The sequence below is a fragment of the Mesorhizobium sp. M0239 genome, assembly GCF_040321815.1.
Taxonomy (GTDB): domain Bacteria; phylum Pseudomonadota; class Alphaproteobacteria; order Rhizobiales; family Rhizobiaceae; genus Mesorhizobium.
In genome coordinates this window covers 105,277-118,798 of sequence record NZ_JAMYSG010000018.1, presented here as the reverse complement: position 1 = coordinate 118,798, position 13,522 = coordinate 105,277, and the positions used below count along the sequence as shown (strand labels likewise).

The window sequence follows — 13,522 nt, the reverse complement described above, 5'->3', positions numbered from 1 at the left end:
GTCCTAATTGCAAATCGCCGCGACGACTTCGCGACAGCCCATTCGCCCGTTGCGGGACCGCTCGACATTTTAACGTCAGGATTAAATGCTTGTTCCGCCAGGCGGACCAACAGGCCGGTGGCGAGAGTGGCCCCCTCCTCCCGCCGGGTGACGGTCCAGCCGGCTGAGCGAGCAGGCTGGGTTCTTTGAGCACTGGCCACTGCTGGAGAACGGGCGGCGGTGAGCAGCGACGCCGGCGGAACCGGTCGGGCAACCTATTCGTTCGCTCATCGTTTTCTCCTGAGTTCCCGAGAATGGATAGACGATGCTCGTCCGGACCCTCGAAGCAGGCAATATGCGGCTGGCGGTATCCATGGCCGGCGATCCGGGCCGACCGGCCTTGATCCTTCTGCACGGCTGGCCCCATTCCCGGAAAATCTATGAGGGTGTGATCGATGAACTCGGCGCACGATACTTTACGCTGGCTTTCGATCTTCCGGAGATCGGTGAATCGCGTGGCACGCCGCCGTCGGCGGAAAAGAAGGTTCTTGCCGATATCGTGATTTCAGCCGCCGAGACGCTTGGGGCCAAATCCATCGTCGTTGCAGGCTTTGATGTGGGCGGCATGATTGCCTTCGCCGCTGCTCGCCATCATGGCGATCGCATCGTTGGTGCGGTGCCGATGAATACGGTTATCCCCGGCCTTCATCCCTGGACGAAGATAGTGGCAAACCCGGACATCTGGCATTTTGCGTTCCATGCGGTGCCCGAACTGCCGGAGTTGCTGGTGACAGGCCACCAGCGCGCCTACTTCGATTTCTTCTTCGATCTGCTCGCCGGACATCCCGATGCGTTGACCAATGAAATGCGGGAGACTTTTGCGGAGGCCTATTCGAGGCCGGAGGCACTTAAGGCCGGCTTTGATTGGTATCGCGCGTTCAAGGAGGATGCCAAGGTCAATGCAGTACCCGCGCGCATCGAAATTCCGATCCTCTATATCCGCGGCGACGCGGATTTCGGATCGATCGACGACTACCTCGAAGGTTTGAGGCTGTCTGGAGCAAAGGACCTGCAAGGTCGCGTGATCGTCAACTGCGGCGAATTCCTGCCGATCGAGGCACCGGCAGAATTCGTCAAGGCGCTGGTGGAATTTGCACCGAGATAGGTGAAGCGATCCGCGTTTATGCAGGTGCCTACTGACTCGCGGAAGTTACGCGCCAGACCGTGTTTCCGACATCGTCGGCGATCAGCAACGCGCCCGATTTGTCGACGGCAACGCCGACGGGCCGCCCGTGTGCCTTGTTGTCCTTATCGAGGAAACCGGTGACGACATCCTGCGGCTTGCCATCTGGATGACCGTCCTTGAACGGCACGAACACGACCTTGTAACCGTTGAAGGTCTTGCGGTTCCAGCTGCCATGCTCGCCAACAAAGGCGCCATTGCGATACGGGTCCGGCAGGTTGGTTCCAGTGTAGAACGCTAAGCCCAGCGGTGCGACGTGGGAACTCAAGGCATAGTCGGGAGGGATCGCCTTGGCGACAAGGTCCGGCCGCTGCGGCATCACGCGCGGGTCGACATGCTGACCATAGTAGCTGTACGGCCAACCATAGAACGCGCCGTCCTTGACCGAGGTCATATAGTCGGGAACCAGGTTAGGCCCGAGCTCGTCGCGCTCGTTGATCACAGCCCACAGCGCGCCGCTCTGCGGTTCCCAGCTCAGCCCGTTGGGATTGCGCAGGCCGCTCGCGAAAATACGATATCGGCCAGTGGCCCTGTCGACTTCCCATATCGCGGCCCGGTCCTTTTCTGCCTGGATGCCGTTCTCGGTGATGTTGCTGTTGGATCCGATGCCGACATAAAGCAGAGACCCGTCGGGGCTGGCCACGAGAGACTTTGTCCAGTGATGATCGATAGGCCCGCCGGGCAACGGCGTCAGCACTGTGCCCGGGGCGGTGATCTTGGTGTCGCCCGACATGTAGGGGTAACGCACGATAGCGTCGGTGTTGGCGACGTAGAGATCGTTGCCGACCAGGGCCACGCCAAAGGGCGAATTGAGATGATCGAGGAAGACCTCCTGGACATCGGGCACACCATCGCCGTTGGTATCGCGCAGCAGGGTGATACGGTTGCTTCCTTCGGTGCCGCCGCCTGACGTCGCCATGGACTCGATCCAGCCCATGACCAGGTCTTTCGGCCGCTTGATCGCCGCACCGGGCGGCGCCACGGACTCGACCACCAGAACGTCACCATTCGGCAGTTTGTAAAGCGAGCGCGGATGCTTTAAGCCCTTGGCGAAGGCTTGGATTTGCAAACCCTTGGCGACCGTCGGCCTTTCCTCCTGTTTCCAACCGATGACGGACGCGACATGCATCGGCGGCACCAGATACTGGATCGGTTCAGGCAGCGTCGGGTTCGCTCCGACCTGATCGGTGGGATCCGGTTCGCTATCGCTGCATGCGGGCAGCGCCAAAATCGATCCACACAGCAGACCGAGGCTCGCGATACGCGTGATATGCCTGGCCGAGACATTCATTCGACCACCTCCACCTGAGTGCGGCCGGAACTCCATCCCAGCAGGCCCACCAAGAGAACAACGATCACGGCGACGGCGGACAGGATGAGCCCCGTCGGCACGACCGAGGTCCAGGCATCCCGGCTGTGCACCAGTGCGTTGAAGAGCGATACGACGAGCACGACGAGGCTGCCGAGGAGATATGGCCATACACGCCCGGCTTCACCGGAAAGCCGGCCGGTAAACAAATCCACCAGTGCTGCAAGAACCGCGAGCACGCCCACAACCAGGCCAGCAAGGAGCAGCCAAGCGGAAAAATCGGCCCACATCATTTCAGCGCTTCGCCAATAGGCAACGTCGGTCAGCAATGTGCTGACGAAACATGCATTTGCGACTGCCATCGGCGTTTTATGGAACGGACGCCTGGCGGCCACCAACACGGATCGGGCACGGGCCATGGGCATTCTCCACCTTTGAAGCTGTACCTGTCCTCCAAACCAACTTGTGGTTGGGAGGTTCCCGGAACCGTTTGGGTTCAAGAACTCGTGATGGCGCTGGCGATGCCTCAGAACGGCTCGGCGCGCGATGCTCATGCGGAATTGGCGCGCAATGTCCGCAAGGTGATCGAGTATCGATGCAGATCAACTGGCGGAATGCTATGCTCCCATTCCGTGCGCGATGGTCCGGTCATGAGATACGCCGACCTTGGTTCGACGACGATGGTGCGGCGATCCCACTTGGTGCCATTCTTCCGCCGGAGCCGAAAACTGCAAGGCCCCAGCAACGAAACACCCGCAACGTCTTCGAAATGAGGCTTGTCTCGATGCCAGCCAATGCCGGCGCCGGGCCGGTATTCATTGATCAACACTTGCGCGAAGGCCTCGGCGGGCCTGCCTGCCAACGCCGCGATCTTGTCGCGTAGGGCCAACAGGAAGTCAGGGATCGGCGGCGCCTCGACGACCTGGCGCCTGTCGTAGTCGTAGCGCAGGCCAAAACCGACGACGCGCCGGTTTGCCAGATGGCCATGGAAATCGAACGCCTCGAAAGGCAGGCCTTCGAGATGCCGGGCGAGTTCCGTTTCTTCTTGCGCCGCGATCAGCTCGGGCTGGTAGAGGAAACCTTCCGGCAGGTCGTCGGCAGCACCAAAGAGATCGTGCTGGAGCCTGGATGAGTCGAGTGTTTTCGATGTGGGTGTCGCCATCCCAGCTAGATGGTGAAGGCCAGCCCGCCTGGCAATATCGGAACCTGGCCAGCAAATCTGCACCCCACCCAGCGGACATCACCGCATCTGACAACGCCTGCCAATCCGGAGTTTATCGGGTGCTGTATTCAACTCAGGATTCGCGAGCATGCCTTGAATGTAACCGAGGGAGGTTGCGTGCATGTACGTACGGTTCTTACCAAACCGTGAGCCTTCGTTGCCAGTTGCTTGTCAGCAACTAGATTGGCACCGCGGCATCCCCAAAAAATGCCGCGGTGGCCGGCGCGGCTTAGGCAACGGTGTCTCACCGGCATCATCGCGTCGGCCACTCGAAATGTCTTCCTGGCGGTTCAGTGGCGGAGAAGCCTCTGTTGACCCCGGCGCTCAAGCGAGAGGCCGCTCCTGCCTCGCAGGATGCTTCGAGCCCAAATCTCCGATCAGCCGGCGGTACTGGGTTTCAGGTGGACCGTAAGAGCCTCGCGCCAACTTCACGAGACCGTCTCGATCGCGGATCGTGATCTCTCCGCGGCGCGCTCGGATATAACCATAACTCTCGATCATCTGGAGGCCAACGGTAACCCCCGGACGCCTGACACCAAGCATGATGGACAGAAATTCATGGGTTATCATAAGCCTGTCTCCGACAGTGCGGTCGCTGCACATCAAAAGCCATCTCGCCAGCCGGACTTCCAGGCTCTGCCGTGCGTTGATCGATGCCGTGTAGCTTGTCTGAACATGGAAATATTGGACATAGCGCAACAGGAACGGCCGCAATGTAGGACTGTCCTCCAAGGCTTCGACGAATGGGGCAGCCTCCACCCGGAGGGCCTCGCATGTCGACTGGACGTAACAATCAAAGTTCGCCTGGTCGTCCCCCATGACCAGGGCCGACCCGGTCATTCCTTCGAACCCGATGATTCCGACTTCAGCCTCGGTCGCCTCCGAAGTCCTGGCCACCACCGAGGCCAGTCCGCTTTCCAGAAAATAGACGGCCTCGATCTTCTGCCCCGCAGTCTCCATCGGCGCACGCAACTCAAGAAAAACGCTCGCCAGATGCGGCTTTAGCCGCGCGAAATCGTCCGCGCTCATGCGGCGAAGCAATTCGCTCTTGGCTTGCAGGATCTGGTAATCCACGAGACTCTTTTCCCTTGGGCAAGAGTACTGGGATCTCTTAGCCGGCCGCGCCCGTCGAACGAGCGGACGGTAACGAACCATAGACTTCGTCTCGCGCAGCACTAGACGGGCTGGCGTGTTGGTATGAAACCGACAGTTACTGCTGAAGACTCGAAGGCCTTGTTGGCTGACCATCTTTCGCCAGCAAACGAGCCTCCCGCAGGATAGAGGCGCGATCGAACCCGAGGAGCGATATGATTTCACGTATCTGCTGTTCAGTGGCGCCTGTGTCCCGCGCAAGCGCGGTTATCGCGTCTACTGGCAGCACGTGGTGCTCGGGCTCCTTCGCCATGCAACGCCATGCCTCGTGATGGGCAAGAGCGATGGTCACTCCCAAGCGTCAGCGCCCAACTGTGCTGCTGACGATTTTCCTTTGTACGCTTCCGTACGGAGCTTTGCGAGTCAATTCGGGCCGAGGCTGATTTTGGGGGTTCTTGCATCCTTGCGTCGTCCGTCCGTCGGCCCCGAAATTGTTCGGAACGATTGCTCGGCTGAGAGGTTCAGATATTCCACCCAACAGGAGTCTCGAACGATGGACCACACCAACCACGTACGCCTCACAAGCACCGAACTGACGCCCGACCTTCTCGAAGACGCCACGATTTACGACGCGGACGACAACAAGGTCGGCAGCGTTTCGCATGTCCACGGCTCTGGAGCCGCCAGTCAGGTCGTCATCGATGTCGGCGGCTTCCTCGGCATAGGCGCCAAGCCAGTGGCCGTTCCCGCGAGCCAGTTGGAATTCATGCGCGATGAAGACGGCGACGTTCACGCGGTGACGAACTGGACCAAGGATCAGCTCAAGAGCATGCCCGAGCATCACGATGCATGATTTCCACGACTTCACCTTGAATGGGAGCGGCCGTTCGGCCGCTCTCTGAACGTCCCTTGGGCGCGACAGGAGGACAGACGATGCGGCGCGAGACCGGAGCCTGCTTCTGCGGGCGGATCGCGGCAGCCATGGATGGAGAGCCTTTCTGGATATGCTACGATCACGACGACGATTGCCGCCGGGCCATCGGAAGTCCGCTGACGATCTGGGTCGGTTACCGGCCGAAGCAATTTCAGCTTCTTAGGGGAACTCCGAAGGCCTTTTCCAAAACGCCAGGCGTCACTCGCACGTTCTGCCCAGACTGTGGAAGCTCGATAGGCTATAGCGACGAAGGCCTGCCGGACGAGTTCTATGTGACGATCGGCTTCCTCGACAAACCTGAAGGTTTTCGGCCGCAAGCCCATGCCTATTGGGACCTGAGGCTACCGGGCATCGAGTTTGATGACAGCCTGCCACGCATCGACCGATATTCGAGGAAGCGCGACCCGACGTTCGGCAACCCGCGCGACCGGTAGTCGCGGTGCGAGCCGCGAGGACATCGGCGGAACCTGACTATTGCTAGCGGGTTATTCGGGCAGACCCGTCGGGTGCCACTATGCCATCGACCGTGATCCAAAACACACAATACGATCCCGCCACCAAGATCCTCTCGGTCTGGTTTGTGCCGAGCGGCAGACGTTACGATTATGAGGGTGTTGCGCCGGCAACTTATGCCGCTTTCACCAAAGCCTCCTCAAAAGGCCGCTTCTTCAATGAATTCATCCGAGATCGCCATCGGTACCGCCGCGTGGCGTAACAAGTTCGGACATGAGCAGGCGATGCACGGAACCTGACCGGCATCGTCTCGTTGACGTCTCGTCGAAGCAAACCAGGCAACGACAGTTCATCTGGATATGGTCGGGCGTTGGCACCGGCAAAGATCGATCGGAACAGGGCTTCAAGGGAGTTCAAGAGCCATGACGGCCAAGAAGCAGAAGACCGAAAGCAAGGACAAGAAGGCGCTGCGCTTGGCAGAGACCACCGACGTCTCACCCAAGCAGGCCAAGGAGCTCATGCGAAAGCATGGCAAGGACAGCCCCAAGGTCGAGAAAGAAGCCAGAAACTTCAAGGCGGAAGGATAGGATCCGCATTGACGCCCGACCTGTATGACCCTGCAAGCGATCGGCCGCCAGGCAATTCGGTATTAAGGGGGTGCCCCGGCCTTTTCGGCCGCGAGCGCAAAGGGGAAGCGCAGCACCAGGTTGCGGTTCTCGTCAAAAATCTCGAAGGCCAATCCGGTACGCAGCGGCTTGCCATGCAGCAGCTCTTCGGCGAGGATTTCCTTCGCCGACGCCATCGCGTTTTCCTCGGCGCTCGCGAGATCAGGAAATTCCTGGCCCTCCGGATCCTCCTGCAAGCTTCCGCTCTCATCTCGAAGGTCGAAAAAGTATCTGGACATGCCGACTGAACTCCTGCTCATCGCGATGGTGGCCTCGGAAGCGCCAGCCTCAGATTTCAGTGCCTGATATACCCGGATTGTCGAAGAGCACGGCGAGGCCATGCTCTATGGCGCAGGCCGCAATCAGATCATCGAAGGCCTTTCCCGAAAGCGGGCAACTTGGCATCACCTCTCGGATTGCGGTTCCGGCCTTGGCTGTAGAGATCACATCGTGGCGCTTCTTGCGTGTCTCGACATATTGCTCGACCAGGATTTTCAGGCGCCTCACCGCAACGTCGTCCGTAAACATGGATTCCTCAGCCAAAGCCTGAAGTAAGGCTGTCGGCCTGATCATCGTGCCGACGGTCTCGGGGTTAGCCCGGATTGCTCGCACAATATTTCCATGGGCAGTTGGTTCCCCCGACCGCTCGCTTGGTAATTTTCGTACAGGGAATACCCTTGCCCGCGCTTTCGTCGGGCCGAACCGACAGCCGATTTCAGATGCCGATGGCGAGCCCTCAGACTTGCATCACCTTGCGGCTGTGACGCGCAACGACACTTTCCTCATCGGTCGCAATCACGCGCACCTCCACCTTGCTCTCCGACCGACTGATGATTTCGGCGTGGGTGTCGTTGGCGTGTTCTTCAAGCACCACGCCAAGCCAGGTCAATTTTTCGCATATGGCGTTGCGGATAGACGCGGACCGTTCGCCGATGCCGGCGGTGAACACGAGGCATTCAAGACCACCCATCGTGTTTGCAAGCGCCGCGGCCTCTTTCGCGGCGCGAAAGGCGAAAAGCGCCATCGCCTCATGAGCGCGAGGATCATTGCTCGCTTCCAGCGTCCTCATGTCGCCCGAAATACCGGATACGCCGAACAGTCCCGACTTCTCGTAGAGCATTGTCTGCAGTTCCTCAGCCGCGATGCCTCTTTCCAGCAGGAAGTACAACAGCACGCCGGGATCGATGGCGCCGCACCGCGTGCCCATGACGAGGCCATCCAGCGCCGAAAACCCCATCGTCGTATCGATGCTCTTGCCCTGCTGCAAAGCGCAAAGGCTGGCACCATTGCCGAGATGGGCGACGATGGTGCGTTTCGCCGCAAGAGTTGGCGATATCCCGCTGAGCCGCCCGGCGATGTATTCATAGGAGAGACCGTGAAACCCGTAGCGGCGCAAGCCTTGCCCTTCATACTGGCGCGGAAGGGCGAAGCGCCGCACGAGCGGATCGATCGTCTGGTGGAAAGCGGTGTCGAAACAGCCAACCTGTGGCAAGTCCGGTTGCAAGGCAGCTATCGCGCGGACCGGCGCGAGACTGCGAGGCTGATGCAGCGGAGCAAGCGGCGTCAACCTGTCGATGGCGTCGATGATGTCTGGGGTCAGACGGACAGGTTCGATGAATTCGCTTCCGCCATGCACGACGCGATGGCCGGCGCAGAGCAGGTTTCTTTCGCCAATTTCGCTCTGCACCAAATTCAGCATCTCGCCTATGGCCGCGTCACGCGGCTTGTCGGCGGCGAGCTGCCGCTCGCACTGCACCGTTCCGTCGGCCGCTTTTGCGCGGAGTGTGGGTGTGTCGCCCAAGTCCAACGTGCCGCGTGAAACGAGCTGCAGATCCTGCGACGAGGCAACATCGTAAAGCGCGAACTTTATGCTGGACGAACCGGCATTCAGCGCCAGGATCGACCGGCGGATCATCGGCGCGCCTTTGCCGCGCTTTTGCCGGGCCAGCTCCATTCCTGGATTTCGGGCATGTCTTCGCCGTGCTCGCGGACATAGGCCCTGTGCTTCACCAGCCGGCCGTGGAGTTCGCCCGCAAGCCCTTCGGCCCTTTCGGCCAGTCCCGGCACGCGTTCGATGGCGGCGAGCGCGAGGTGATAGCGATCGAGTTCATTGAGCACCACCATGTCGAACGGCGTCGTCGTGGTGCCCTCCTCGCGGAAGCCATGCACATGCATGTTGTCATGGTTGGCGCGACGGTAGGTCAGGCGATGAATGAGATAGGGATAGCCGTGATAGGCGAAGATGACAGGCCGTGTCTTCGTGAACAACGCGTCGAAGTCTCCATCGGCGAGGCCGTGCGGGTGCTCGGTGTTCGACTGCAGCGTCATCAGGTCGACAACATTGACGACACGTATTTTCAGGTCGGGGATCGCGGAGCGCAGAATGTCGGTCGCGGCCAACGTTTCCAGGGTCGGCACGTCGCCGGCGCAGGCCATGACCACGTCGGGCTCCTCGCCCTGAGCAACCGTACCGGCCCATTCCCAGATGCCCGCCCCCGCCTTGCAATGCGCTTCGGCTTCTTCAATGGACAGCCATTGCGGTGCCGGCTGCTTGCCGGCGGTAATGACATTGATGCGATTATAGGTTCTCAGGCAATGATCGGTGATCCACAGCAGAGTGTTGGCATCCGGCGGAAAATAGAGCCTTACCGTATCGGCCTTCTTGTTGGCGACCAGATCGGCAAAGCCCGGATCCTGATGGCTGAAACCATTGTGGTCCTGCCGCCAGACATGGGAGGTCAAAAGGTAATTGAGCGAGGCGATCGGCTTGCGCCAGGCAAGCTCGCCGGAGGTCTTCAGCCATTTGGCATGCTGGTTGACCATCGAATCGACAATGTGGATGAAGGCTTCATAGCAGGAGAACAGGCCGTGCCGGCCGGTGAGCAGATAGCCTTCGAGCCACCCTTGGCAAAGATGCTCACTGAGCACTTCCATGACACGTCCGTCACGGGAAAGATGGACGTCGTAGGGTTCGATGCGCTGCATCCAGATCCGATCGGTAACTTCGAACACCTCATCGAGGCGGTTGGATGACGTCTCGTCCGGCCCCATCAGGCGAAAATTCCGCGCCTCGGCATTGAGGCGGAACACCTCGCGAAGATAGCTTCCGCAAATCCGCGTCGCTTCAGCGATGACGCCACCTGGACGCGGCACTTCCAGCCCCAGGCTTTTCCAGTCTGGAAGCACAAGATCGCGCTTCAGCAGTCCGCCATTCGCGTACGGGCTTGCACCCATGCGCTTTGTCCCTGTTGGGGCAAGTGCCGCTAGCTCTGGCAACAGGTGTCCGCTTTCATCGAACAGCTCTTCCGGTTTGTAGCTTCGCATCCAGTTTTCGAGGATCGTGCGGTGGTCCTCATTTCCGCGTGCGTTCGACACCGGCACTTGATGCGAGCGCCAGAAACCCTCAACCTTCTCGCCATCGACCTCCTTGGGACCTGTCCACCCCTTGGGGCTGCGCAGCACGATCATCGGCCATTGCGGGCGTTGACCATGCCATCCCGGAGCCCGTGCCTGCTCCTGAATGGACCGGATGCGATCGAGCACCGTGTCGAGCGTCGCGGCCATCGACTGGTGCATGGAAAGCGGCTCGTGGCCTTCGACGAAGAACGGTTCGTAGCCATAGCCGGCGAAAAGCTTTCGCAATTCCTGGTCGTCCATGCGGCCGAGGATCGTTGGGCTGGCGATCTTGTAGCCGTTGAGATGCAGGATCGGCAGGACGGCGCCGTCCGACATCGGGTTCAGGAACTTGTTGGAATGCCATGCCGCCGCGAGCGGACCGGTCTCGGCTTCGCCGTCACCAACGACGCAGGCAACCACCAGGTCCGGATTGTCGAAGGCCGCACCGAAGGCATGGACCAAGGCATATCCCAGTTCACCGCCCTCATGGATTGAGCCGGGCGTCTCGGGCGCGGCATGGCTTGGCACGCCGCCGGGGAAGGAAAACTGCCGGAACAGTTTCCTGAGGCCGTCTTCGCCCTGCCCGATATCGGGATAGATCTCGCTATAGGTGCCCTCGAGCCAGGTGTTGGCAACCATTGCGGGACCGCCATGGCCCGGGCCGCAGATAAACAGAACATCAAGGTCGCTTTCGCGGATAACGCGGTTCATATGCAGGTAGAGAAAATTCAGCCCCGGCGTCGTGCCCCAATGTCCAAGCAGCCGCGGCTTGACATGTTCGGCCTTCAACGGTTCGCGCAACAGCGGATTGTCGAGCAGGTAGATCTGGCCGACCGAGATATAATTCGCGGCGCGCCAGTAACGGTCCAAGAGGTCGATCCGTTCGTGGCCGATAGCCTGCGGCGTCGCGGCTGCCTTGTCGTTCATCGACATCTCCAGCTTCGGTTCGCTGGTGATAACTGGGGCATTTTTGCGCTTGAGCAACCCCCGACTGCCGCCGTCCGGGGCGGCGTCGCGATCCGCGCAGCCAAGAGACCGGACGCTATCCCGGCGGGCACACGGCTCTGTCCGCAGATAGTCGGGAACCTTGAAGTCTTCTGGCGGTTAGAAACTGGAATCGCGAAGGCAGGCTCAAGGCAGGTACCGCGAAGGATCGCCTCGAAGCGTTGCACCAAAGGGGAGCTAAAAGATGCTCGATCTTCCTCGCGCCCGTGATCGAATGGTCAAAATCCATGTCGGCCGGCGCGGCATCCATGACCGTGAGATTCTGCAGGCTATGCGCGAAGTTCCACGCGAGGCCTTCGTCGAACCCGGCTTCGAGGAATTTGCTTATGAAGACACGCCGCTGCCGATCGCCGACGGCCAGACCATATCGCAACCCTACATCGTCGCGTTCATGATCGAGATGGCGGATGTCAAACCGGGTGACCATGTGCTCGAAATTGGCACCGGCTCGGGGTACGCGGCCGCGGTGATGAGCCGGATCGTCGAACAGGTCTACACGATAGAGCGTCATCCCGGTTTGGCCGAAACCGCGAAGCGGCGGTTTGAAAAACTCGGCTACCAAAACATCGAGGTTCGGACGGGCGATGGCACCAAGGGCTGGCCGCAGGCGGCGCCGTTCGATGCCATCGTGGTGACAGCCAGCGGTCCCGGCGCACCGCTCGCCCTTCAGGAACAACTCGATGTCGGCGGCAGGCTCGTCATTCCGGTCGGCGACGACCCGGATTTGCAACGTCTGCTCAAAGTCACCCGGACAGGCGCCGCAACCTATAGCGAGGAGGATTTCGGCGGTGTGCGCTTCGTCCCTCTGATCGGCGAGCAGGGTTGGTCGGAAAACGGCACAGTCACCGACGTCGGTCGTCCGCTTCGACATCCCCATCCGATCAGCCTGCCTGATATGATCGCGGCCGCGGCCGAACCCCTGCCCGATTTCGACGATCCGGCCTTCGGCGCATTGTTCGATCGGTTCGCCGACCGGCGCATTGTTCTGCTTGGCGAGGCAAGCCATGGCACGTCCGAATTCTACAGGGCGCGCGCGGCAATCACCCGCAGGCTCATCGAACGCCACGGCTTCACCATCGTCGCGGTCGAGGCGGACTGGCCCGACGCGGCGGCGATCGACCGCTACGTTCGCCATCGTCGGCCGCGAACCGGCAGTGGTGCGCCATTCCAGCGATTTCCGACGTGGATGTGGCGCAACACCGATGTCGCGGCCTTCACCGACTGGATGCGCCGTCACAACGAGAAGCTAGAGCCTTCGGAGCAAGCAGGGTTCTACGGCCTCGACATCTACAATATGAGCGGTTCCATCGGCGCGGTCCTCGACTATCTCGACCGGGTCGATCCCCAGGCAGCCAAGATCGCGCGCGAACGCTATGGCTGCCTGACGCCCTGGCAACACGAACCGTCCACCTACGGCCGCGCGGTGCTCACCGCCGGCTATCAAAAATGCGAAAAAGCGGTGCTGGAACAATGCCGGGACTTGCTCGCCAAACAGCTCGAATATGCAAAAAGGGACGGCACCGACTTTCTCGATGCCAGTCAGAATGCCCGGCTGATCGCGTCCGCCGAACACTATTACCGGATCATGTACTATGGCGGCGCGGAGTCCTGGAACCTGCGCGACACGCACATGTTCGAAACGTTGGAACATTTGCTGCATGCCGGCGGCCCCAAAGCCAAGGCCGTGGTGTGGGCGCACAATTCCCATATCGGCGATGCCCGCTTTACCGAGATGGGCGTCGTCAGGGACGAACTGAACATCGGCCAACTCTGCCGGCAGCGTTTCGGGGATGAGGCAGCGCTGATCGGTATGGGCACGCATTCCGGCACTGTAGCGGCCGCCAGCAACTGGGATGGCAAAATGGAGGTGAAGCAAATTCGCGCGTCGCACGCCGACAGCTACGAACGGCTTTGCCACGATTCCCTTGTGTCGCGGTTCCTGCTCGACCTCGGGCGCGACACAACGCTGCGTGAGCGGTTGCTGGAACGAAGGCTGGAGCGATTTATCGGCGTGATCTACCGGCCGGAAACCGAGCTGGGCAGCCACTATGCGGACGCTTCCCTGCCCCGGCAGTTCGACGCGTTCGTATGGTTCGACAAAACCGCGGCAGTGACGCCGCTTGGCCCGGAGCATGCAAGAACCGGCGTTCCCGACACCTATCCATTCGGGCTTTAGCCGGCGCGCTGCGAACCAATGAAGAAGCCGAGGCGTGGAACCGGAACG

At 60.6% G+C, this 13,522-nt stretch carries 14 protein-coding genes; 6 read left to right on the top strand and 8 right to left on the bottom strand.

From position 1 onward, the window contains the following. The first annotated feature begins 304 nt into the window (after nt 1-304). Nucleotides 305-1,144 carry an alpha/beta fold hydrolase gene (locus tag NKI99_RS20025; protein ID WP_352611749.1) on the top strand — a complete coding sequence of 280 codons (840 nt, stop codon included), beginning with the start codon at nt 305-307 and terminating at the stop codon, nt 1,142-1,144. A gap of 28 nt (nt 1,145-1,172) precedes the next feature. On the opposite strand, the gene NKI99_RS20020 is transcribed toward NKI99_RS20025, so the two are convergent. The 4 genes from NKI99_RS20020 to NKI99_RS20005 all read right to left on the bottom strand — a co-directional run bounded on the left by NKI99_RS20020 (nt 1,173) and on the right by NKI99_RS20005 (nt 4,827). Beyond that, nucleotides 1,173-2,513 carry a PQQ-dependent sugar dehydrogenase gene (locus tag NKI99_RS20020; RefSeq protein WP_352611748.1) on the bottom strand — a complete coding sequence of 447 codons (1,341 nt, stop codon included), beginning with the start codon at nt 2,511-2,513 and terminating at the stop codon, nt 1,173-1,175. Further along, nucleotides 2,510-2,950 (bottom strand): DUF2231 domain-containing protein, encoded by a 441-nt coding sequence (locus NKI99_RS20015; RefSeq protein WP_352552084.1) that lies wholly within the window; start codon nt 2,948-2,950, stop codon nt 2,510-2,512. The genes NKI99_RS20020 and NKI99_RS20015 overlap by 4 nt, the downstream gene beginning before the upstream one ends. A gap of 131 nt (nt 2,951-3,081) precedes the next feature. Then, entirely contained in the window at nt 3,082-3,693 is a 612-nt protein-coding gene (locus NKI99_RS20010) for an alpha-ketoglutarate-dependent dioxygenase AlkB (protein WP_352611747.1), read from the bottom strand. 384 nt (nt 3,694-4,077) lie between these two features. After that, nucleotides 4,078-4,827 carry a Crp/Fnr family transcriptional regulator gene (locus tag NKI99_RS20005; protein WP_352611746.1) on the bottom strand — a complete coding sequence of 250 codons (750 nt, stop codon included), beginning with the start codon at nt 4,825-4,827 and terminating at the stop codon, nt 4,078-4,080. 571 nt (nt 4,828-5,398) lie between these two features. Here NKI99_RS20005 and NKI99_RS20000 point away from each other — a divergent pair. The 4 genes from NKI99_RS20000 to NKI99_RS19985 all read left to right on the top strand — a co-directional run bounded on the left by NKI99_RS20000 (nt 5,399) and on the right by NKI99_RS19985 (nt 6,819). After that, a complete protein-coding gene (locus NKI99_RS20000) occupies nt 5,399-5,698 on the top strand; it encodes a PRC-barrel domain-containing protein (RefSeq protein ID WP_128304469.1) in 300 nt (99 codons plus the stop codon). Between the two features lie 80 nt (nt 5,699-5,778). Next, complete coding sequence (locus tag NKI99_RS19995; RefSeq protein WP_127294509.1) at nt 5,779-6,213, top strand: GFA family protein; 435 nt, start codon at nt 5,779-5,781, stop codon at nt 6,211-6,213. Between the two features lie 80 nt (nt 6,214-6,293). Next, nucleotides 6,294-6,494 carry a KTSC domain-containing protein gene (locus NKI99_RS19990; protein ID WP_023811991.1) on the top strand — a complete coding sequence of 67 codons (201 nt, stop codon included), beginning with the start codon at nt 6,294-6,296 and terminating at the stop codon, nt 6,492-6,494. Nucleotides 6,495-6,654: 160 nt separating this feature from the next. Then, nucleotides 6,655-6,819, top strand: a complete 165-nt coding sequence (locus tag NKI99_RS19985) for a hypothetical protein (RefSeq protein WP_023811992.1) — start codon at nt 6,655-6,657, stop codon at nt 6,817-6,819. A 62-nt stretch (nt 6,820-6,881) separates the two neighbouring features. On the opposite strand, the gene NKI99_RS19980 is transcribed toward NKI99_RS19985, so the two are convergent. The 4 genes from NKI99_RS19980 to NKI99_RS19965 form a co-directional block, all read right to left on the bottom strand. After that, nucleotides 6,882-7,136 (bottom strand): DUF6894 family protein, encoded by a 255-nt coding sequence (locus NKI99_RS19980; RefSeq protein ID WP_023811993.1) that lies wholly within the window; start codon nt 7,134-7,136, stop codon nt 6,882-6,884. 49 nt (nt 7,137-7,185) lie between these two features. Further along, on the bottom strand, nt 7,186-7,425 hold the full coding sequence (locus NKI99_RS19975) for a hypothetical protein (RefSeq protein ID WP_352552075.1): 240 nt from the start codon (nt 7,423-7,425) through the stop codon (nt 7,186-7,188). Between the two features lie 208 nt (nt 7,426-7,633). Continuing rightward, nucleotides 7,634-8,812, bottom strand: coding sequence for an acetate/propionate family kinase (locus tag NKI99_RS19970; protein WP_352611761.1), 1,179 nt, complete (start codon nt 8,810-8,812; stop codon nt 7,634-7,636). Then, nucleotides 8,809-11,220 carry a phosphoketolase family protein gene (locus NKI99_RS19965; protein ID WP_352611745.1) on the bottom strand — a complete coding sequence of 804 codons (2,412 nt, stop codon included), beginning with the start codon at nt 11,218-11,220 and terminating at the stop codon, nt 8,809-8,811. The genes NKI99_RS19970 and NKI99_RS19965 overlap by 4 nt, the downstream gene beginning before the upstream one ends. A gap of 262 nt (nt 11,221-11,482) precedes the next feature. Here NKI99_RS19965 and NKI99_RS19960 point away from each other — a divergent pair, with 262 nt between their 5' ends. Further along, nucleotides 11,483-13,474 carry a protein-L-isoaspartate(D-aspartate) O-methyltransferase gene (locus NKI99_RS19960; RefSeq protein ID WP_352611744.1) on the top strand — a complete coding sequence of 664 codons (1,992 nt, stop codon included), beginning with the start codon at nt 11,483-11,485 and terminating at the stop codon, nt 13,472-13,474. The last annotated feature ends 48 nt before the right edge of the window (nt 13,475-13,522 follow it).

Excerpts from the sequence above, each read along its gene's own strand:
- NKI99_RS19960 (WP_352611744.1), top strand. The coding sequence starts at position 11,483 with ATGCTCGATCTTCCTCGCGCCCGTGATCGAATGGTCAAAATCCATGTC.
- NKI99_RS20000 (WP_128304469.1), top strand. The coding sequence starts at position 5,399 with ATGGACCACACCAACCACGTACGCCTCACAAGCACCGAACTGACGCCC.
- NKI99_RS19970 (WP_352611761.1), bottom strand. The coding sequence starts at position 8,812 with ATGATCCGCCGGTCGATCCTGGCGCTGAATGCCGGTTCGTCCAGCATA.
- NKI99_RS19975 (WP_352552075.1), bottom strand. The coding sequence starts at position 7,425 with ATGTTTACGGACGACGTTGCGGTGAGGCGCCTGAAAATCCTGGTCGAG.
- NKI99_RS19995 (WP_127294509.1), top strand. The coding sequence starts at position 5,779 with ATGCGGCGCGAGACCGGAGCCTGCTTCTGCGGGCGGATCGCGGCAGCC.
- NKI99_RS19985 (WP_023811992.1), top strand. The coding sequence starts at position 6,655 with ATGACGGCCAAGAAGCAGAAGACCGAAAGCAAGGACAAGAAGGCGCTG.
- NKI99_RS20025 (WP_352611749.1), top strand. The coding sequence starts at position 305 with ATGCTCGTCCGGACCCTCGAAGCAGGCAATATGCGGCTGGCGGTATCC.
- NKI99_RS19980 (WP_023811993.1), bottom strand. The coding sequence starts at position 7,136 with ATGTCCAGATACTTTTTCGACCTTCGAGATGAGAGCGGAAGCTTGCAG.
- NKI99_RS19990 (WP_023811991.1), top strand. The coding sequence starts at position 6,294 with ATGCCATCGACCGTGATCCAAAACACACAATACGATCCCGCCACCAAG.
- NKI99_RS19965 (WP_352611745.1), bottom strand. The coding sequence starts at position 11,220 with ATGAACGACAAGGCAGCCGCGACGCCGCAGGCTATCGGCCACGAACGG.
- NKI99_RS20015 (WP_352552084.1), bottom strand. The coding sequence starts at position 2,950 with ATGGCCCGTGCCCGATCCGTGTTGGTGGCCGCCAGGCGTCCGTTCCAT.
- NKI99_RS20020 (WP_352611748.1), bottom strand. The coding sequence starts at position 2,513 with ATGAATGTCTCGGCCAGGCATATCACGCGTATCGCGAGCCTCGGTCTG.
- NKI99_RS20010 (WP_352611747.1), bottom strand. The coding sequence starts at position 3,693 with ATGGCGACACCCACATCGAAAACACTCGACTCATCCAGGCTCCAGCAC.